This is a genomic window from Bacillus sp. FSL W8-0848, assembly GCF_038007805.1.
In the GTDB taxonomy this organism is placed as follows: Bacteria; Bacillota; Bacilli; order Bacillales; family Bacillaceae; genus Bacillus; species Bacillus glycinifermentans.
The window spans coordinates 3,253,019-3,273,119 of sequence record NZ_JBBOYB010000001.1 but is presented as its reverse complement, the minus strand read 5'-3'; the positions used below and the strand labels follow the sequence as shown (position 1 = coordinate 3,273,119).

The 20,101-nt window shown below is 45.7% G+C and carries 20 protein-coding genes; 15 read left to right on the top strand and 5 right to left on the bottom strand.

Features of this window, described 5'->3' with window-relative positions; translation table 11 throughout:
• Positions 1-5 precede the first annotated feature (5 nt).
• The 13 genes from NSQ39_RS17245 (at position 6) to NSQ39_RS17185 (ending at position 12,842) form a co-directional block, all read left to right on the top strand.
• On the top strand, positions 6-3,143 hold the full coding sequence (locus NSQ39_RS17245) for a phage tail tape measure protein (RefSeq protein WP_341016177.1): 3,138 nt from the start codon (positions 6-8) through the stop codon (positions 3,141-3,143).
• A 2-nt stretch (positions 3,144-3,145) separates the two neighbouring features.
• Complete coding sequence (locus tag NSQ39_RS17240; RefSeq protein WP_236689802.1) at positions 3,146-3,958, top strand: phage tail family protein; 813 nt, start codon at positions 3,146-3,148, stop codon at positions 3,956-3,958.
• A gap of 11 nt (positions 3,959-3,969) precedes the next feature.
• Positions 3,970-5,319: a phage tail protein gene (locus tag NSQ39_RS17235; RefSeq protein WP_046132541.1), complete on the top strand. Its 1,350-nt coding sequence runs from the start codon at positions 3,970-3,972 to the stop codon at positions 5,317-5,319.
• A gap of 15 nt (positions 5,320-5,334) precedes the next feature.
• A complete protein-coding gene (locus NSQ39_RS17230) occupies positions 5,335-7,899 on the top strand; it encodes a peptidase G2 autoproteolytic cleavage domain-containing protein (RefSeq protein WP_341016170.1) in 2,565 nt (854 codons plus the stop codon).
• Between the two features lie 12 nt (positions 7,900-7,911).
• Complete coding sequence (locus NSQ39_RS17225) at positions 7,912-9,258, top strand: phage baseplate upper protein (protein WP_341016165.1); 1,347 nt, start codon at positions 7,912-7,914, stop codon at positions 9,256-9,258.
• Between the two features lie 14 nt (positions 9,259-9,272).
• Positions 9,273-9,557 carry a hypothetical protein gene (locus NSQ39_RS17220; protein WP_048355856.1) on the top strand — a complete coding sequence of 95 codons (285 nt, stop codon included), beginning with the start codon at positions 9,273-9,275 and terminating at the stop codon, positions 9,555-9,557.
• Between the two features lies 1 nt (position 9,558).
• Positions 9,559-9,780, top strand: coding sequence for an XkdX family protein (locus NSQ39_RS17215; RefSeq protein WP_048407040.1), 222 nt, complete (start codon positions 9,559-9,561; stop codon positions 9,778-9,780).
• A 3-nt stretch (positions 9,781-9,783) separates the two neighbouring features.
• A complete protein-coding gene (locus tag NSQ39_RS17210) occupies positions 9,784-9,990 on the top strand; it encodes a BhlA/UviB family holin-like peptide (RefSeq protein WP_046132536.1) in 207 nt (68 codons plus the stop codon).
• Between the two features lie 69 nt (positions 9,991-10,059).
• Positions 10,060-10,998, top strand: a complete 939-nt coding sequence (locus NSQ39_RS17205) for an N-acetylmuramoyl-L-alanine amidase (protein WP_341016158.1) — start codon at positions 10,060-10,062, stop codon at positions 10,996-10,998.
• 20 nt (positions 10,999-11,018) lie between these two features.
• Positions 11,019-11,249, top strand: coding sequence for a phage holin (locus tag NSQ39_RS17200; RefSeq protein WP_046132534.1), 231 nt, complete (start codon positions 11,019-11,021; stop codon positions 11,247-11,249).
• Between the two features lie 286 nt (positions 11,250-11,535).
• Positions 11,536-11,691: a hypothetical protein gene (locus NSQ39_RS17195; RefSeq protein WP_161797081.1), complete on the top strand. Its 156-nt coding sequence runs from the start codon at positions 11,536-11,538 to the stop codon at positions 11,689-11,691.
• 5 nt (positions 11,692-11,696) lie between these two features.
• Positions 11,697-12,296 carry an N-acetyltransferase gene (locus NSQ39_RS17190; RefSeq protein ID WP_046132532.1) on the top strand — a complete coding sequence of 200 codons (600 nt, stop codon included), beginning with the start codon at positions 11,697-11,699 and terminating at the stop codon, positions 12,294-12,296.
• A gap of 204 nt (positions 12,297-12,500) precedes the next feature.
• Positions 12,501-12,842 (top strand): hypothetical protein, encoded by a 342-nt coding sequence (locus NSQ39_RS17185; protein ID WP_052948561.1) that lies wholly within the window; start codon positions 12,501-12,503, stop codon positions 12,840-12,842.
• A gap of 50 nt (positions 12,843-12,892) precedes the next feature.
• On the opposite strand, the gene NSQ39_RS17180 is transcribed toward NSQ39_RS17185, so the two are convergent.
• Positions 12,893-13,105: a helix-turn-helix domain-containing protein gene (locus NSQ39_RS17180; RefSeq protein WP_046132530.1), complete on the bottom strand. Its 213-nt coding sequence runs from the start codon at positions 13,103-13,105 to the stop codon at positions 12,893-12,895.
• Positions 13,106-13,267: 162 nt separating this feature from the next.
• Here NSQ39_RS17180 and NSQ39_RS17175 point away from each other — a divergent pair, with 162 nt between their 5' ends.
• Positions 13,268-14,083 carry a helix-turn-helix domain-containing protein gene (locus NSQ39_RS17175; protein ID WP_341016148.1) on the top strand — a complete coding sequence of 272 codons (816 nt, stop codon included), beginning with the start codon at positions 13,268-13,270 and terminating at the stop codon, positions 14,081-14,083.
• Positions 14,084-14,368: 285 nt separating this feature from the next.
• On the opposite strand, the gene NSQ39_RS17170 is transcribed toward NSQ39_RS17175, so the two are convergent.
• From NSQ39_RS17170 to NSQ39_RS17155, 4 genes are all read right to left on the bottom strand, one after another.
• Positions 14,369-14,800, bottom strand: coding sequence for an SMI1/KNR4 family protein (locus tag NSQ39_RS17170; RefSeq protein ID WP_046131842.1), 432 nt, complete (start codon positions 14,798-14,800; stop codon positions 14,369-14,371).
• A 196-nt stretch (positions 14,801-14,996) separates the two neighbouring features.
• Positions 14,997-16,526 (bottom strand): glycoside hydrolase family 32 protein, encoded by a 1,530-nt coding sequence (locus tag NSQ39_RS17165; RefSeq protein WP_046131843.1) that lies wholly within the window; start codon positions 16,524-16,526, stop codon positions 14,997-14,999.
• Positions 16,527-16,612: 86 nt separating this feature from the next.
• Entirely contained in the window at positions 16,613-18,064 is a 1,452-nt protein-coding gene (locus tag NSQ39_RS17160) for a glycoside hydrolase family 68 protein (RefSeq protein WP_175075583.1), read from the bottom strand.
• A gap of 347 nt (positions 18,065-18,411) precedes the next feature.
• Entirely contained in the window at positions 18,412-19,503 is a 1,092-nt protein-coding gene (locus tag NSQ39_RS17155; RefSeq protein ID WP_175075581.1) for an NADH-dependent flavin oxidoreductase, read from the bottom strand.
• 178 nt (positions 19,504-19,681) lie between these two features.
• Between NSQ39_RS17155 and NSQ39_RS17150 the strand changes: the two genes are divergently transcribed.
• Positions 19,682-20,005 carry a winged helix-turn-helix transcriptional regulator gene (locus NSQ39_RS17150; protein ID WP_175075579.1) on the top strand — a complete coding sequence of 108 codons (324 nt, stop codon included), beginning with the start codon at positions 19,682-19,684 and terminating at the stop codon, positions 20,003-20,005.
• Positions 20,006-20,101 lie beyond the last annotated feature (96 nt).

Here is a 20,101-nt window from a genome sequence, read left to right as displayed (position 1 = left end):
GCTAAATGGCGGATCATACTATTAACGTCCGAATAGGCGCTACGATTACGGATCTAACGCGGGAACTTAACCAAGCGCAAAGCAGGCTCGAAGACTTCGGTTCTCGGCTGTCGAGTATGGGGCAGAACATCGCGGTGGGCTTCGGAGCAATGACTGCCGGTCTAGGAGCTGTGGTCGGATCGTCGATTAAAGAAGCGATGAATTTCGAGCAACAGATGTCCAACGTTAAGGCTGTTTCGGGTGCTACTAGTGCGGAGATGGCAAAACTTTCGAAGTTGGCGGAAGATTTAGGGGCAAAGACAAAATATAGCGCGGTTGAAGCCGGCCAAGGTATCGAGGAACTCATGAAGGCCGGTGTATCTACTGCGGATATCTTAAACGGTGGATTAGCCGGTGCACTAGACTTAGCAACAGCGGGCGAGCTGGATCTTTCCGAAGCTGCGGAAATTGCATCGACTGCGCTTAATGCATTCAGAAACGACAATCTGTCCGTGACGGATGCGGCGAATATGCTTGCGGGTGCGGCTAACGCTTCGGCGACCGATGTGCACGAACTAAGATATGGCCTTTCAATGGTTTCTGCTGTTGCTTCGGGGGTCGGATTGTCGTTTAAAGATACGTCGACAGCGCTTGCCGTTTTCGCTCAGAACGGGTTAAAAGGTTCCGATGCGGGTACTTCACTTAAAACGATGCTATTAAACTTAGAACCTACGACTAAAAGTGCTTATGAAACGATGGTCGACTTGGGCATCGTTACGAAGAAAGGCGCCAACTTGTTTTATGATGCTCACGGAAATGTTAAGTCTTTAGCACAAATATCGCAAGTATTACAAGACAAGTTAAAAGGGTTAACGTCTCAAGAGAAGCAAGTCGCACTTAAAACAATGTTTGGTACAGATGCGATTCGTGCAGCGAACATTATGATGGAAGAGGGCGCCAAGGGTGCCGATGCAATGTGGAAGTCAATGTCGAAAGTTACGGCTGCCGAAGTAGCTGCGGAAAAAATGAACAATTTAGCGGGGCAAATAGAAATCCTCAGCGGAAGTACAGCTACAGCGAAAAAGGCGATTGGAGATGCGCTAAAACCAGCTCTAACTGAGATCATAAAATTTTTAAACCGACTCGTTGAAGGTTTTAATAGTCTTTCTCCGCAAATGAAAAAGTTCATCGCTTACGGACTCGCAATAGCAACCGTTTTAACAGGTTTTGTAGCGGCAGTAGGGGTGGCTCTCATGTTCATCGGCTCCGCAGCATCCGGAATTGGCGCCCTAAGTACCGGCCTAGGTCTACTCGCAAACAAATTTAACATGACTCGCGGTGCGCTTTTATTAACGATGGGCCAATTCGCTTTAATCTCCGCAGCAGCCATCGCCCTTGGAGTTGCGCTCGTCTACGCCTACAAACACAGCGATGTCATACGCGAGAAAATCACGGCATTAGGCGAAGCAATCAGCCGGAAAGTGTCGCCGATGGTCGATAAACTTACGAAGTTGTTCAAAGGCCTAGCCGAAACGCTGACCGGAGACTTTACGCAAGGATCGATCGCGCTTCACAACCTCCTGCCGCCTTCTGTTGCGAATGTTGTCGTCAAAGGAGTCGCAATTATCCGAGGCGCATTCGAGGATCTGAAGAAGACGATCACCGACGCCTTTAACGGAGATTTTTCAGGATTAGCGGAATTCATTCCGAATATCATCGGAATCATAATCGGCGGTATTCCGGGATTAATGGTCGCAGGATCGAAATACTTGCCGGCGATCGCGAAAGGTATCGAGCAGAATATGCCGAAGATTCTCGAAACAGCGACTAAAGCCGTTGATTCTTTCGTTAACATGATCGTAAAGAATCTCCCTATTCTCCTACAAGCGGGTATTCAGATTATCCAAGGTTTGCTAGACGGATTTACTCAATCACTACCTAGTATTCTAGCGGCCGTAACGCAGCTTATCGATTCGCTTGTCCAGACGATCGTCACTTTATTACCCGCGTTGATCGGTGCCGGCATTTTGATCTTGACTTCGCTAATCGAAGGAATAGTCGAGGCGCTGCCGCAAATCATCCAGGCGGCGACAACAATGCTGACGACGCTGATTAATACGATCGTAACGCTTATGCCGATGATTATCCAGGCCGGAATACAAATTTTAAATGCGTTAATTTCTGGGATTATCCAGGTTCTTCCACAACTGATCGAAGCGGCGTTACAGTTAATTCTCGCACTTGCAAACGCGATCCTTGAAAATTTACCAACGATCATTAACGCAGGGATTCAAATTTTAACTAGTTTGATTGACGGCATCATTCAAATTCTTCCGCAGCTCATCGAAATGGCGATTTATCTAGTCGTTACTGTAGCGCAAGCGTTAATCGAAAATCTACCGAAAATCATTGACGCCGGGATTCAGTTATTGCTTGCTCTTATTGACGGGATTCTCCAAAACCTACCGCAATTAATTGAGGCAGCGATAGAGCTCATCTTTGCTATTGCGCAGGCTTTGATAGAACATCTTCCTGAAATACTGGATGCCGGGATGCAGATCCTCATGGCGGTAGTTGATGGGATCATGCAAATGCTGCCGGAATTATTTTCAGTGGGTATGGAAATTGTCGGTGAAATTGCCGGCGCAATTATAGATAACAGCGGCCAAATTTTTGATGTAGGCGCTGATATAGTCAACGGTTTATGGGAAGGTATAGATTCGATGAAAGGGTGGCTCAATACCCAAATAGGCGGATTTGTAGACAGCGTTACGGACTCCTTTAAATCCTTCTTCGGAATTCACTCGCCGTCACGTCTATTCCGTGATGAAATCGGTAAATTCCTTCCGATGGGGCTTGCGTTAGGTATCGAGCGCAATATTGGCGTTGTCAAAGCGGCCGCAAACGAAATGGCAAATGCTGCGCTGATCAACCCGCAATCTTACGCTTTTAATCCGAGCATGGCACTTGGCGGAGGAACACTCGTAACGGTTAAATACGCGGTTGAGTCCGGAAACGGAGTAGATCCGAAACAACAGCAGCCGATTGTTATCGAATCTGTATTCGTGGTTGATAGCGAAGAACTTGGCCGTATGACAGAGAGCGCAGTCAGCGCCGAACAAGGAAAGAAAATAACGATTACAAACTACATGCGAGGTGAATGAGGTTGAGTACGACTATCACGACGTTAACCGGAACTGTTTATGACTTAGACCAGATCGGCATCACTACTCGTGAATTTAATCCGTCTTCTCCTTCACCTCGTCACTCGACGGAGCAAGTCGACGGATTAAACGGGCTTGTTGATTGCGGAACAACTTACGACGCCAGGACGATAAAATGTTCGTTTTATTTAAAGGCCGCAGATATTCCGGATTATTACTTAATGCGTGACGAAGTATTTAAACTGTTTGAAACGCGGCAGCCGTTCTATATTACTGAATCGTATAATCCAGGTAAACGTTGGCTCGTCAAAACAAACGCATCATATTCGATAGATCAACAACGGATATACGGTATGTTCGATATCGAACTTATTGCGTTCAGTCCGTTCGCAGAATCGATCGGAACCACGCTTAATCCGTTCACTTTCGATTCGGATTTATGGCAGATCGGCGAAGGGCTAATCGATGAGACCCCGACGTATAAGCACAAAACAACCTCGTTTAAAATTTTTAACGCGGGAACCGAAACGATTAATCCTCGCCAGTTTCCGTTAGTCATCGTGTATAAAGGTGCGTCTAATAACCTGACGATCACTAACAAGACGACAGGTGACGTTTGGAAATACACCGGATCAACATCGTCGGGGGATACGATCATTCTTAACGGAGTACGAGCAACGAAAAACAACGGTAGCATATTCGGTGCTACTAATCGGAAGCTACTGACGATAGCGCCCGGTTGGAACAACTTTCAATTATCGGGTACGAGCGGAAGTTTCGAAATCTCATTCGACTTTCGCTTTTACTATTTATAGGAGGTGGTTGCGTGAAGGATTTATTCATACGAAGCCTCGCCGGCCAGTTCGAAATGCTAACGGATTTTAGTACGACTCGTAAGAATGCGATCAACAACCAAAAAACTATCGATGTAACTGGCGTGTTGACTGACCGAAATCAGCACGCTTTTCCTTTAGTACAGAACGAGAATTTTCTGATCTACGACGAGGAAGAGTACGTCATTATAAACTCGTCAATCAAGCCGTTTGGTACCAAGATAAAAGCTACTGCATCGGCAATTCACCGGATGTTTGTCGATCTGGATAACATGTACATCTATGACGTAATCAAAGGAGAAAAGGCGCTTTCTATTGACGATATGCTTAAATTTGCGCTCGCAGGCACCGGCTATTCTTATCAAGTCGATACCACAGGTCTAGCGAAGTCCGTAACCGTCGAAAACTTCGGAGATTCGAGATCCCTTGCGTTATTAAACTCTATCGCAGAGAAGTTCGGAGTTGAATATGAATGCGTCAATAAAACGATCTATATTGCCAAAGAGATCGCCAGATATACCGATAATCAGCTTAGATATGCGTTCAATATTAAAGAGCCGTCAAAAGACATCGATACAAGTTCGCTCAAGACGTATATTCGAGGATTCGGTAAAAACATCACGGCGGAGTATAAAAGCCCATTGGCGGAAGTCTTCGGTGTTTGGCACGCAGATCCGGTTCGCGATGACCGGTATACCGATAAAGAGAGTTTACTTGCGCGATTAAAGTCCGAACTTCACGATCGCATCGATATCTCGATCACGCTTACCTACGTCGAGCTTCAGTCGTTAGGAATTCAAGACATCCGAAAAGGGGATTACGTTTGGTGCATCATCGAACCGTTCGAAATAGATGTCCAGATTCGCGTGGTACAAGTCGAGGATTATTCGGACCCTTCTAAATCACCGAAATATACACTCGGATCAATTACGAGAAAATCGACGGACATCATCTCCGATTTTAAACGAACGCAAAGGACCGTCTCAAAGATCGTTGACTCGGACACCGGCAAGATTCGCGAAAGCTCAATTAAAATCGGCAGCAATACGACGTTTGATCCGGGATACGATCCGACGAAGCTCAACATTCCGCAATATGGATTAGCTTCGGCCAATTCGGATGGTTTGATGAGTTCGGCTGACTATGTAAAGCTCGCGAACATTCTAGTCGGACCCGACGGTAAAGTCATTGTCGATTTGGCTTCGGAAGTCACTAACGGCTTGATGAGTTCGGCCGATTTTATAAAACTGAAGCGGATTATTATGCCGACAACAGGCGACGTCGATATGCAGTCGATATTGGATCGGATAGCTGCGCTTGAAGCGAAAGTGGGAGGACAATGATAAAGGAGGAGACGAATGGCGAAGTATCCGTACAGAAAAGCTGGTAGTGCGTGGGATCGCATTTTCCGGAACAATTACAATCAGAACATGGAAGATATTGAATCGGATATAAGAAGTGCAAATTATGATTTAGATGCGCATAAAAAAGCTCGAACCGCCCATACATCGGATCAAATCAGCCACGGAGTTTTTTCTTTGCGAACTTATATAGACGGTCTGTACAACCGATTGCGCAACTTAATTTTAAACGCTGACGGGACCAACGTAAAAGAGGTCGTCGATGCGCGGGTCGGTGCTGACGGCGAAGTATTTCCGTTGCTTAAAGAGCGGTTAGATACGGAATACGTTAAACTTTTGCAGAAAATCAAACGGACAGTAAACGTTGATGATTTCGGAGCAGATCCGACAGGCGTTAACGACAGTACAGAAGCGTTTCAAAAAGCGCTCGGAACCGGTAAAGTCCGATTGGTTCTTTCCGCCGGAACTTATCTCGTAAAAGGCGTCAAACTTCCGTCCTGGACGTATATGGTCGGCCAAGGTATCGGAGTTACTACGCTAAAACTTCACGAGGATACTCCGGCCAGCGAATGGGTCGTAACAAACGCGGATCATACGAACGGAAACCGAAATATCATGGTCGAAGGAATGTCGCTTGACTGGAACCCGGAGCGCCAAGGCGGTCTTGGACCGACTGGCGGACTACACTCGAGCTGCCTAACTTTAGCGAATGTTAAGTTCGGAATCGTGCGCGAAGTAGAAGGCATCAATCCGGCCCTTCACTGTTTCGATGCGTCTGCGCCTACCTACAATATTTCGGACGCTGACTATACGAAAAACGGTTGCCGATATATCTGGTTCGATCGATGCGTCGGGTCCGGGTATGGTGACGACGGAGTGACTACGCACTATAGCGAGTACATTTTCATCACAAACTGCGTCATGACAAATCCGAGCGGAAAGGCGCATGCCACGGGGTCCTCAAACTCAAACGGTATCGAAGTCGACGACGGATCTAAAAACGTTTGGGTTATTGATTGTTTTACGTCCGGGAATGTTCGCGGTTACGAGGTGAAGGCGCACACTGAATGGCCGGCACCGTCAAACGTTCATATTCGCGGTTGTGAATCCTACCGTGACGTCCGCGCGTTTGACCTTCGGCATATCGGCCATCACTTAGCAACCGAGCCGTGGAGCGAAACGGCACGAGACGTAACACTAGTCGATTGTACGGCGCGTGAGCCGATATTCAACGATCTATATGTCGGACTTGAACCGAAAGCACTCGTCGTTTCGGCTTATCAGCGTGTCATGATTTCGAATTTCCGTGCGATTGGAGATCCGACATACGACTATAAAGGAACATCAGCGATCGCATTCCAGTACAAGAGTCGGAAAATAAACGTTAACGGGTTGCAAATGTACGGTTTCGCTAAAGCTGGTTCCGATATTCACGTTACCGGCGGCGATCAACGGACAGATGACGTATTTATCTCGAACTTTGCGATTCATGATTCGGCGCCTACCGCCATCAGTTTGGGCGGCGGCGTATATAACGTTAATTTAACGAACGGTATCGCTCACACAAGCGGAGGTACTGCCGGAATCACGTCTCCGAATAACCAAGCGAATATCATTGCGGTGCGTGCCTACGGATATACAGATGCGGCCGTTATTGGGGGCGAGCGTTATTCAACCGTACCAAACAACATTAAGAGCGGATTCCGTGCGGCTTCGTCTTCTGGATCGCCTATATCAAATACAAGCGCAATTATTGCGTCCACTGGCAACGGAAAAACGAAAGGCGACGCGAACGCACTCATCGCAACTCGTACCGGATCATCTACTGAAGGATCGCGGTCTGTCGTAATGGGATCGAACAATTCCCACGTAAAAGGGACCGGTTTAGTTTCGGCAATGGTCCTCGGTTCCGTTAACGTTATCAACGATAAAAGCTATACGACCATTTGGGGATTCGGAAGCGAGCCGTCTACAGCGAATAAACGAGTCGAAATCAACGCCCAGGCAGGATCGGTTCGGGGGATTGGAGCCGTCGAAAGCGTATCCGACCTAAAAGACCTTGCGGAGTATTTCGAATCTAAAGACGGCAGCAAAATTGAGTCCGGATATCTTGTAACGCTTGATGGCGATAAAATTCGGAAAGCGCAAAAAGGCGAAAAAGTTCTCGGAGTTATTTCGGAGACGGCCGGCGTTATCATGGGTGGAGCAGCGTTCTATTGGAACGACCGGTACCTCCGAAATGATTTCGGCGGACTTATTTACGAAACAGTTACCGTAGATGGCGAGAAATACGTGGTTCCAAAGGAAAATCCGAACTATGATCCAGATCTCGAATATGTTCCACGCGAAGAACGTGATGAATGGCATATCGTAGGGCTGATCGGGCAAGTTTTCGTCCGCGTAGACGATACGGTTCAGGTCGGAGATAGTATCGTTCCAAACGACGGAATCGGCACGAAATCGGAAGACGGATCGGGTCTTTTTGTGATGCGGATGCACAAGGAATATGATGCGGATAAAGGATACGGGGTCGCCCTCGTCTTTATTCATCCGCAAATGTAGAGGAGGGGCCGGATGATATATAAAGATTCAAGCGTTCAATTCGATGTGAACTCGCAGACCAAGCGGATCATATCGGTTAACATTCAATACAGTACGCAAGATATCGGGACGGCAAAGATAACGTTCAAGCTGACGAAGGACGGCGAACCGTTGCCGATCTCAAACGCAACACACGGCAAGCTATTCATGCGGATGGCGGACGGCAGCGAATTTTACGTTAATACGGAAGTCGGGGACGCTTTTGAGGGCGTCCTTTTTTACGTCCTAACTGACGATCAAATTAAGCATGCCGGCACCGTAACGGCAGAGCTTTACGTTAGTTATGACAACGGACAGAGTCTAAGCGTCCATAAATTTTCGTTCGAGATCGATAAGGCGCTCATCGATGCCAATATCGCTCCACTTGCGGAATACTATATCGAAGATTTCGAAGATCTGAAGACGGATATCAACCAAACGCTCAACGAAATAAAAGCGAAGTTTGACGAATTCGAGAACATCGAAACGAAAGCCGGAGCCCAAGAGAAGGCAAACGCTGCGGAAACGAACGCGAAAGCTTATACGGATCAGCACGCAGCTAAAACAGATAATCCGCATAAGGTTACGAAAGCTCAGGTCGGCTTGACTAACGTTGATAACGTAAAGCAGGCGGCAAAGACGGATTTTGATGCGCATACTGCGGATAACAATCGGCATATTACGGCTGATGAGCGATCGAAGTGGAACGGAAGTCAGCTATTTAAAGTAACCAATGACGTCGGAGGCGTTTATACATCAATAGCGGATTCTGACGATTTTTATACGAAGATTATCCAAAGCGGGAGACGGTTCGGCACTTTTTATTCTACGGGCAAAGCAACAAACGCGGCTTCTACTAACTCTACAAGAGGCGTTTTTCATATGACGTCGACCGATAGTAGTGGGCAGCCTTCGTACGGTTACGTTATTGCGATCGACTGGCAAAATAACATGTTTACGAATTATTTAGACCCGAATTTAGGATGGCAAGGGTGGCGTCGTGTTTTAACTTCGTCTGACCTATCGCCGGCCTGGAATAACGTGACGCTCATAAACGGAGCTAAACAGGATTCGGTGTATCCGTTGAAATTTTCCGTTAGCAACAACGTTCTATGGTTGCGAGGATCGTTCGGGACTCTCCCGGCTATCGGAACATCTGTCGCGAAATTTACAAATAAGCCGACGCAGACAGTCGATTTTGTCGTACCGACGATCGGATCTTACGGAACGGCTCGGTTCGCACTAACGACTGACGGAGATTTAAGATACGACGGTATGTTGGCGAACGATGGAGCAAGTGTGTCGCGAGTCTCATTTAACATCGGAATTCCATTATGGTAACGGAGGCGATGAATATGCACGTTCTTTTCTACGATGAGAACTTCAAATATGACGGCGAGGCCGATATCGAAATAAATACTGAGGAAGGCGAGGAGCTGCCGCCAAATTGTACAACAGCTTTAATTCCTGCGGGACTTTACGATCCAAAGTATGATCCGAAAAAAGGCGTTTGGGTTGAGTCGGCGACACAAGACTATATCGACAGTGTGAAGCCGCCTGCACCGAAACCAAGCGAAATCGAAGTCCTGTCTCAACAGGTCGCGGATCTATACTATCTAATTGCGATGGGAGGAGCGTAATATGATAGATTGGTTCACGTATATCAAAGGGTTTTATGAAAAGGGTCGATGGACGAAAAAACAAGTTTATGATGTCGTTGCTGTCGGCCGCATCACGCCGGAACAATACGAAGAAATTACCGGGGAACCGTACGATCCCAATACGCCTCCCAGCGAAGACCCTTCTGGGGAAACTAGCGAATCTACTGGGACTAACGAAGAAGTGAGCGGACAGGAGGCGTAGTCATTGGGCGGAGAATTAGACGTAATCAAATATTTCCTAACACAAGGGCCGTTCGCGGTCCTTTTTACGTGGCTGCTGATTTACGTCATGAAATCGAACCGTGAACGTGAGTCGCGGCTACAAGATCTACTCGATAAATTCAGCGATAAATACGACGTCATTATCGACAAGCTCGATAGGCTCGAGGAAAAGTTTCGCGGAAGAGATTAACGCAGCCCGTTCGGTGAGAGTCCGGCGGGCTTTTTATATACGGAAAAATAACGAAAGGGAGACGATTGCATGGCGATCACAGTAAAGAAAAATCTCGTTCCATCCAGTAAGTATTCGGTTAAATGTCCGTATTCAATGGATGCGAAGTACATCACGTTCCACAATACGGCAAACGACGCATCAGCAGTGAATGAGATTGCGTACATGATTCGGAACAACAACGAAGTATCGTATCACTTCGCGGTAGACGATAAGGAAGTCGTTCAGGGACTTCCGACTAACCGTAACGCCTGGCATTGCGGAGACGGTAACGGTGTTAATTCCGGAAACCGTACGTCTATTGGCGTCGAGGTCTGCTATTCGAAATCAGGCGGCGCTAAGTATAAAGCGGCCGAAAAGCTTGCGATTAAATTCATTGCGCAGCTATTGAAGGAGCGCGGTTGGGGCGTTGATCGAGTTAAGAAGCATCAGGATTGGTCCGGAAAATACTGTCCGCACCGTGTACTCGATGAGGGACGTTGGGACGAAGTAAAAGCGGCCATCGCTGCGGAACTTAAAGCGCTCGGCGGTAAGGCATCCTCTGCGAAACCAGCGTCTAAGCCATCCGGTAAAACTTATACCGTAAAGAAAGGCGATACGCTTTCGGAAATCGCGGTGAAAACAGGCGTCAGCATGGCGAAACTTCAGTCCTATAACGGTATTAAAAATCCGAATAAAATCATGGTCGGCCAAGTGCTGAAGCTTACGGGAAGTAGCGGTTCCAAGTCGTCATCTAGCGGTAAGAAATACGTATATCTTCCGGCATCTGCCGACTCATGGCGCATCTATCCGACAAACAAAGCGCCAGTCAAAGGCAATGAATGCGGATTCTTGCGTCCGAAGAAATTCGGCGGCCTTAAATACGAAATCCTTGCGAACCCACAAACGGACGTCTATACGATCAAAACGGATCAGTTCGGAAAAGTGCATATCTACGCGGCGAAATCAACCGGTGCAACTGTAAAGTAAACGAAAAGGGAGACGATATTATGAACGAAAAAACAACTGAAAAAATTAGCGCAGGCACAATCGCTCGGTTCGTGCTACTTGCGATAGCACTCGTTAACCAGACGCTTACGATGACGGGTCACAGCCCGATTCCGGTCGATGAGAACGGCGTGCAACAATTCATCTCGCTCGCGTTTATTGGGGCGACTTCGCTATGGGCGTACTGGAAGAATAACGATGTAACGAAGAAAGCACGGACTAAAGGCGAATAGATAACGGAACAATTTCGGAGAGGACGTTTGAGACGTTTTCTCCGATCATTTTTCATTGCATTTTCCATGCACAAAAACGTGTCATACTTTTGCCACCTAAGGGTGATTAAAAAAGTTTACGATAGGAAAGCCTAAAAAAGGCAACGTAGCGTGCAGAAAAACTTGTTTTCTTTGTGCCAATATTTTATAATCGTAATATACATTGACTATTCGCTGAATGTATATTGCGATTACCATCTCAAAAAAAAGGGTGATCGAAATGAGCGGAAAAGGAGAGAACAAATTTATGGCTAAGCCGATTGAAGCAACGCCTACTTTATACGGTCAAGATGCACAAAAAGTTATTTCAGAAGTATTAAGCAAAACGAAAGTAGCAGACAGCAAAAAGAACCTCTATAAACAAAGTACAGCCTTAATTAAAAAGTTGAACTTTAGGGGATAAGCACTATGATATCGACGGATGATTTTAATATTGATGAATTAGAGATAGCTAAGTTGTCCGAAGAAAATTTGGATGACTTAGCTAATTTTGATTGTTCGGGTGATTGGAAACCAGATAATCAAGATGATGAAATAATAAAAGAGGGCGAAGAAGACATCAACAATTTTTTAAGGCATGATGCTTACATACAGCAACAACAAGGAATGAATACTACATATCTCTTTTATTACAATAATAACATTGTAGCTTTTGTTTCATTAACAGCAGATTCCATTAAACTTAGTAACAAAGAAAAGAAGAAAAGTGAACTACCATATCGAGATGTGCCCGCAGTAAAAATCGGCAGACTCGGCACTGACTATAGATTCAAAAAACGAGGTATCGGTACGTTTGTGATAAATTTTGTGAAAGCTATGGCTTACAATTTGTCCCAAGGATTAGATGTTCGAGGAGAGCCTATTGGTACTAGTATGGGTATACGTTACCTTACCTTAGACTCTTACAAACATAATATAGATTACTATATGAAACAAGATTTTGTGAAAAATCAAAGCGATAAATACGCTGACCAAGAAACAGTAAGTATGAGATATGATCTATTTTAATAATATGCAATCAGACGAAGACTGCCGAAACCGATCGACGGTCTTTTTGTGGTTGCGAAACGTGAGGGAACGACTAAGTAAGCGGAACTTTTTGCGGGCGCCTGCGTATACAGTCGTAGGTGCTCGTGGTACATAATGAGATTGCGGTTAGGTTTGGCGATAGAGTATAATTTTAGTAATGCTATAAGAACGGAGGAAGAAACGGTGGATTTTGTACGAGTAGAAGTTGAACGACGACGGATGACGCCTAAACGGTGGATTCCTCGTTTATTTATGTTTTTTGCTGGTTTTGTGCTCTTATTAATAAGCTTAATTTTGATGATTACTATTATAGGCATCCTGCCGGGCTTAGGTCTAGGTTCGCTCGGCGTCTTTCTTATCTTCGGAGCCTTTTTCGGAGGCGAACGTTTTGAATGCCCTCGATGTGGTTTTAAGAATAACTTTGTGACTTATGGAAAACATAATGAAACTTGCCGGAAATGTAAACAAAATATAGCAATCGATTGGATAAAATATAACAAAGGTGAGAAAGTTAATCTTAATTAATAGTAGCCCCGTCCTTAACCGGATGGGGCGTTTTTTTTGTTTACTTGGATTTAATCAGAAACAATATCGATAATCTCCCTGACATCGTCAATTTCAAACGTATTTACAATTCGGTCTAAATGATCGATAGTGATTCGCGCAACATGGTTTCGAGATAGTTGTGATATTGCAGCAGGACGTATCCCCACTTTTTCCGCAAACGCTCCTTGATTCAATCCGTGACGTTCCATCAATTTATCTATTCGTAAAACTACTCGCCGCATCAACATGCCTCCGTTCATTTTTTATTTAATTATAATGCCCTTTATATTTTTCGTAAATACGCAAAAACGAAAAAAACGCAAAAGCGTAAATTTATGTTGACTTTAAATTACGTATATGCGTAAAATACGTATAAGCGAAAAACGTAAAGGTGGGTGGAGAATATGCATTACTTAGCGGAACACCAAACGTTCGACTCAACGGCTGAACTCAACACGGCTGTTTACGAACATATCAAACGCAATACATACGAATTAAACGACACGGACCGGCTCACGCTGAAGACGATCGCCCGTTACGCGGTCAAGTTCGCCGGGGCTGCGCATCTCAAAGCGGAAACACTCGCGAACCTTATCGGAAAGTCCGTCAAGACTGCGCGTCGTGCCGTCAACAAACTCGCATCACTTTCGATCATCCAAAAGATCGCAACGACCCGGAAAATAAACGGCGGTCACGGCGCAAATATCATCGTTATTTTGCCGGTCGGAAGAAGAGTCGAGGACACGCAATTGTCCGAAGATGACCAGTCGACAATGACCACGCGTGAGGATGCCGAAATGCCAACGGAGACAACGGATGAAGCGCCTAAAACTACGAATGAACCATCGCATTCTATAAATCTTTCAAAAAATCACGTAATAGATACGGTGCCGGCCTGCGGTCTTAAAAACGCGTTACCAAACGAAATCTACTCCGCAATGGCGCGCTACTTCGAAGCAGACGAAATTTATAAATACTACGGAATCTTATTGCGGGCTAAGGCAAGCGTAGATCCAACGCTGATACTCGAAGAACATCCGCAACCATTCGTTGAAGCGTGGCATGCAGCGATTCTCAAACGAAAACAGCGGAAAATTAGACGCTTTGACGACTACCTATACGCTAGCTTCCGACAAGCCGCATGGACAGTAAAAGCCCGTGAAAATCGCGTTAAAAACGTTGGGCTATTGGCGGAGTTCGAAACGTTCCTCGAGGTGTAATTTAATCGTCCCAATTTGAGACGATTGCCGAAAGACGCGGATTTTAAAAGGCGTTGACATACCGTTTAAAATCGTTGTATAATCGCACATGAAAATATCGATTTCGTGTCCGTAAAATGGCGGACCGTTATCGAAAATAAGTGTGCGTAAGGCTTTCGTAAGTAAATACGAACTGGATTTCGTAATAGGTTTCCGGTACCACGTCTGCCGGGGGTTCGAATCCCTCCGAGCGCGTCATATAAAGTCAGGGAAACAAGGGTTTGGCATGGTGCCGCCCTTGTTTTTTTATACATCAAACCAATCATTGTCTATCGCATTTTTAATTTCGTCCAACATAAATTCGTAGAAGTGATCTGCCATATGATAGATTCCTTCTTCGTACGCGCTCCAATTGACGACCGGACATTCTCCGTCCTTCATCTTTTCGGTATCAAGGCAATAGCAGTATTCATCAACATCCTGGATGATGACATACCCTTTTGGAATACGAAAAGACTTGAATGAATGATGGTACGCCAAGATGTCACGGCATCCGTTGATATCAAGTTCATGGCCGCCGCCGCCGAACTCTTTTAAAAACCATCTGAAGCTTTGAGGAAATGTCACTTGAAGCTCTTTTTCAGTTGCTTGAATGTCTTCTTCGCTTTGCTTTTCAAACGTATGTTCACGATGATGCTCTTTTAACAGTTGCCTAATTTTATTTTTGTATGTTTCCAATTGAATCCCCCCGCAGGACCATTTTAACAGCTTTAATCATTTACATCCATTTGAAGCGTGATGCAATACATAAAAATACGCTCCACTCGGATCCCGCATCATCAGGGAGAGAAATTGAAACAGACTGGGCGCGGATTGAAGGAAAAAAGGGGAAAGACAAGGGTTTCATCATGCCCTTGTCTTTTTTCGCTGAGTGTCACTGAAAGTGTTTGATTTTCAAATGTTCAAAAACGGCTATCCCGTTTTCGGCAAACAGGGTGATGCCTTGATCGTGCAAGCCGGGAAAAGCCTGATTTGAATGAACAACCCGGCCGTCGTCAACGAACATTTCCACCGTTGTTTTATCGACGATGATCGTGACATGGACCTTTTTGTTGTTTGCATCAAACGGCGCTTTGCTTTCAATGTAAGTGCGGCTTTTGTCGGGCTGTTTCGTAAAGCCTCTGTTCACATAAGAGTATCCGTCTTCCGCGCATATTCCCGCATCAATGTGGCGCTTTCCGTCAGCCGATTCCCTGAGCCTCAATCCGATATTTTTAGCGTCAGACCAGGAGATATCTGCGTCAAGCATGTAGGTATCTCCTTTGACAGACAGCGTTTTTGACCCGTTGACTTCGATTTTTTCAAACTCATCGGTTGAAACGGTTAATTGGTCTAATTGGCTGATAGGCTGCGATGCGAGGCTGTATGTATTCCCGCCGTCGTGTTTTAAGCGAATCTCCCGGACGATCGAATCTGTCCCGTTGAAGCCGTCATTCTGCGTCGGCGTATCATTTGCATAATCCCAATTATTCATCCAGGCCATGGCATAGCGCTTGTCGTATTGATCGCTGGACTCGCCGTCTTCGAAGGTCACGCCGGCATACCAGTCAAAGCCGTAGTCGAGCCATTTCGGTTCTTCTTGATCGGCCTTGAATTCCTTTCCGGTGAAGGTGCCTGTCCAATATGCATACGTATTCGGTTTGCCTGAAGGCTTGCCGTTGGCGCTCGTGCCGAGCACCCACTTATACGTTCCGTCGTCTGCCCGCATCATGAAGAGATCTGGACATTCGACCGTGCCGATGTTTTGCGTGAGAAATCCTCCTGTATACCGCCATTTCTTCAAATTATGAGATTCGTAAAAACCGATTTTCGCTCCTTCCGCCAGCGCCATTACCCATTTTTGATCCTGCTCATCCCAGATTACTTTTGGATCTCTGAAATCCACCGTACCGGGATTTGACAAAACCGGGTCGTCCCCGTAAGGAGTAAACGTTTTTCCGCCGTTTTTGCTGTACCATAAAAACTGTTCTTCTTGGCCGCTGTCTGATGCCGGCTGGGTCATAATCGCAATGACCGCTCCTTTTCCAAAGCCCGCCGTGTTCTTTGAATCAACGACGACTGATCCGGACCATGGATCACCGTTTTTGTTTGTATATTTCGGAATGGCAACTCCTTCGTCCTTCCAGTGCACCAGATCGCTTGATACCGCATGGCGCCACTCCGTTCCGCCACCGTCCGGATAATCGCGGTTGTAAAGATAATAGTAGTGGTACTGTCCGTTCATATAGACGGGCCTTTGGGGATCGTTTTTCCATTTATCCGGCGCCGTCAAATGAAACGCGGCACGGTGTGATGCGACGGTTCGGATTTCTCCCTTTTGTTCCGTCTCGCGGGCCGGCAGCAGGATTGCCGTGAAAACCCCGAGACAAGAGATAAAAACGCTTATCCGTTGATATACTTTCATATTCAAGCAAATTCCTCACTTTATGTTATAAGATGACACACGAAAAGAAAATGCCGATTGCGACCGGCATTTTCTTTTTCGCTTTATTAATCGATTGTTAATTGTCCTTGCGCCAGAATGCTGTTTTGAACGACGGATGTTTTTGACCCTTCGATGTTTAGCAAAAAGCTTGGCGCAAATGTGGAGTGATGCTCGTTCGAAATACCTCTGTTTGTGATATAGCTTGTGATCACAACTTGATTGCCTTTCGCTTGCGGAACGGCAAAGTGTGAATAAGTAAATGTGATGTCATTGTAATCCTGATCCATATGAAGTACGAGTCCGGATTTATTTAATGGCTTGAATGGCCCGGTCAGAGAATTTGATACATAGCCGAGCATATAAATATCCTTTGAACCAATGCCGTCAATCGTCATTTTTGAGCCCCTTGAATCTGTGAGCAGATACCATTTGCCGTTCATTTTAAAGAGGTTGGCGCGTTCGATTTCGTCTGTCACCGTATTGGAAGCGATCAACGGTTTCATCACTTTTTTCAAGGTGTAATCATTGTTTAATTCAACTATTCCGAGCGCACCGTTTGCCAATTCAGCGTCTTTTTTCTTCGGTCCCTGAAGCAGTTTGGTGCTTTCTTCCTTGAAGAACGATTTGTTTCCGCCGTAGTAAGCTCTGTTGAATAGAGAATCTTCGCCTTGGTAGCCGGTTTTTGTGCCTGTGTTTGCTTCAAACACGAGGTATTTATGGCCGTGGTCTTCGACATAATGCGGATCTCTCATCGTATGATTGTCGCCTGAGCTGTAGTTTCCTTCGTCAATGAACTGCTGGACGTTTTGGTATACCGTTCCGTCGGCGCCGTCAAAGACCGATTTATGGTCTTCCACGCCTTCAATTTTGAGAGTGTCTGAATCCGGCTGAGAGAAATTGACTTGAGCCGTTGTCAGCGTTTGCTTGCCGTATTGCGAGCCGGAGAACGCCGTGTAAAACAGTCGGACTTTTCCGTCTTTTGTTAATGTGGCAGAACCTGACCATTCCTGTGTTTGATATTTAAGGTACGGATCGTTAGGAATGAATTTATCGCTGTCTTTAAACACTCTGCCGGCGTTTTTCCAGCTGTCGATCGATGTCTCGCCTTTCTTTTGATAGAACAGGTAGATCGATGTATCATCGACGTTTTTCGGGTCTCCCGCCAAGGCGAATACGAGATTGTAGCCGTGGTACGTTGCCACTGTGCCGTCAGGATTTTGCAGCGGCCAGCTGTCCCAAACGTCTAAGTCGATTAATTTTCCTGAGCTGTCATATCCTTTTGCCGAAGGAATGTTTTTGATGGATGCCGGATCGAATTGAGGGACTTTAAATTGTGCGCTTTTCTGCTGTTCAGGAATTTTCAGCATATCATTTCTTGTAATGTGCGAAATTCCGTAGCTCTTCTTGTAATCTTTCGTTTCGGTTTCTTTGGCAAAAGCCTGTGTTGCTCCTCCTGTCAGCAGTGCGGCTGCAAAGGTTAGGGCTGCTGTTTGTTTTGCGATTTTTTTGATGTTCATCAAAATTCCTTCCTTTCATGATCGTGATAGGTCAATCTTTCAAAAACGATCTTTTTGGTTGTCAGTCACCTCCAGATGTCGCCGGAACAGAAAAAAGACCTAAAATGTGTAAGGTCATAACGGCAAAAAGATAGACTTTGCCCTTCACACATTTTAGGTCTTGCCTGCTAAAGCACAGTAACAATCCCGACGTTATTGAATTATCATCATTCTAATATACCCGGGTCATAGACTCAACAGGTCTAAGTTCCTTTTTCCTTATACATTTTTTTGAAAACGGCATTTATTTTAAGATAAAAGACACCTTTTTTATATGAATCTATAGTCTGTATAAGGAGGCAAAATCTTTAATCATTGAAATCAATATACATCGGGATGCTTTTCCAAAAAGCGTCTGGCATCATGAGCTTTCTCTGGTCATGTCTTGACAGGGTTGTTTGAATATCGTCCTCTTTTCCGGCTTTAACTTTTTGAAGCCATTCCGGATCCATCAGAAGGCCCCGGCCGATTCCGATGAGATCGGCTCCTGTTTTCAGCGCTTGAACGGCATCTTCCGGTGCGCGAACTTTCCCTGCTCCGATTAGGGGAATGCGGTCTTGGACCGCTTCTTTGATCAGTTCCATCCGCGTGCGGGATTTGTCTGCACCACGGCGCGGAAAAGACCGGAAATCAATCAGAGAAACGTGCAGGTAATCCAATGCTTGTTCCCGCAGTACATTGACGAAAGACAGCGTTTGATCCATCGTGATTCCGGGCGTTTCCGGCTCTTCGGGCGAAAACTTGTAACCGATGATAAAGGATGGTTTATGGCAGTTTTCCGCTACGCGTCTGATTTCTTCTATAATCTGAAGCGGATACCTCATCCGTTTCTCTAAAGTGCCGCCCCAGCTGTCATTGCGCCGGTTGTAATAAGGTGAGAAAAACTGATGGACGAGAAACCCGTTCGCGCCGTGAATTTCTACTCCGTCAAACCCGGCTTCTATCGCTCTTCGCGCCGCCTGGCCGAAGGCATGGATCAGTTCTTGAATCTCTTGTTCAGATAGTGCCCTTGGCACCGGTGCATCCGGATTTGGAGCGACGGCGCTGGCGCTGACTGTCCGCTCTATACCTTTGGCTCCAGGATGGAAGAGCTGCAGGATCGCTTTTGCTCCATGTTTCTTTAAAGTGGCTGCAAGCCGGGTAAGTCCCGGGATTTGATCATCGTTTTCAGCTCCGGGGACGCCGGGGAATCCGGTTCGGGGCTGTATGGTTGTTCCTGATGTGATGACCATCCCGACATCTGTTGCCCGCGCGGCATAATAGACGAGTTCGTCATCAGAAATGAATCCTCCCGGCATTGAGGATGAATGCCCCATTGGCGGCATGATCATCCTATTTTTCAATTGGATGCCGTTTTTAAAAGTAAAGGGCGTGAATAATGAAGCGTATTGTTTTTTCATGTTTTTTCCTCCTTTTCGATATAGCAATAACAATAACAATCACCGGGAGGCTTCACAAGAACGCAATTTTTTTATATATGCTTTACAAAAATAAACTGCAGTACATTTGTCTTGATACCTTTACATTCCTGTGATAGGATTAGTCAAAATTGATCAGCGAAGCAAGGAGGATTTGCTTATGAATTCGGCTGTGCGGTATCAGGAATGCTCTTCTTTGATTCACGATGTACTCCATATTCTGTCGGGAAAATGGTCATTTGCTGTTCTGGCTGAATTGATAAAAGGGAAGCGGCGCTTCAACGAACTTAGAAGAAACTTGGGCAACGTCAACACAAAGGGATTAACGGATACTTTAAGACACCTTGAAGAAAACGGAATGATTTCCCGCAGGGTGTTCCCAACGGTTCCGGTCACTGTCGAGTATGCCTTAACAGAAAAAGGAAAAGAGTTCCACATCGTATTTAAGGAGATGGCCAGCTGGGGAGAAAAATGGCTTCCGTAATGGAGCCTTTTTATTTTGCCTTCGTTTTGCAGTTCCAAATATTTCTGCCTTTTGGTATAGTGTTAATATGTTTAAATTTGCAACAAAAGGTGATCG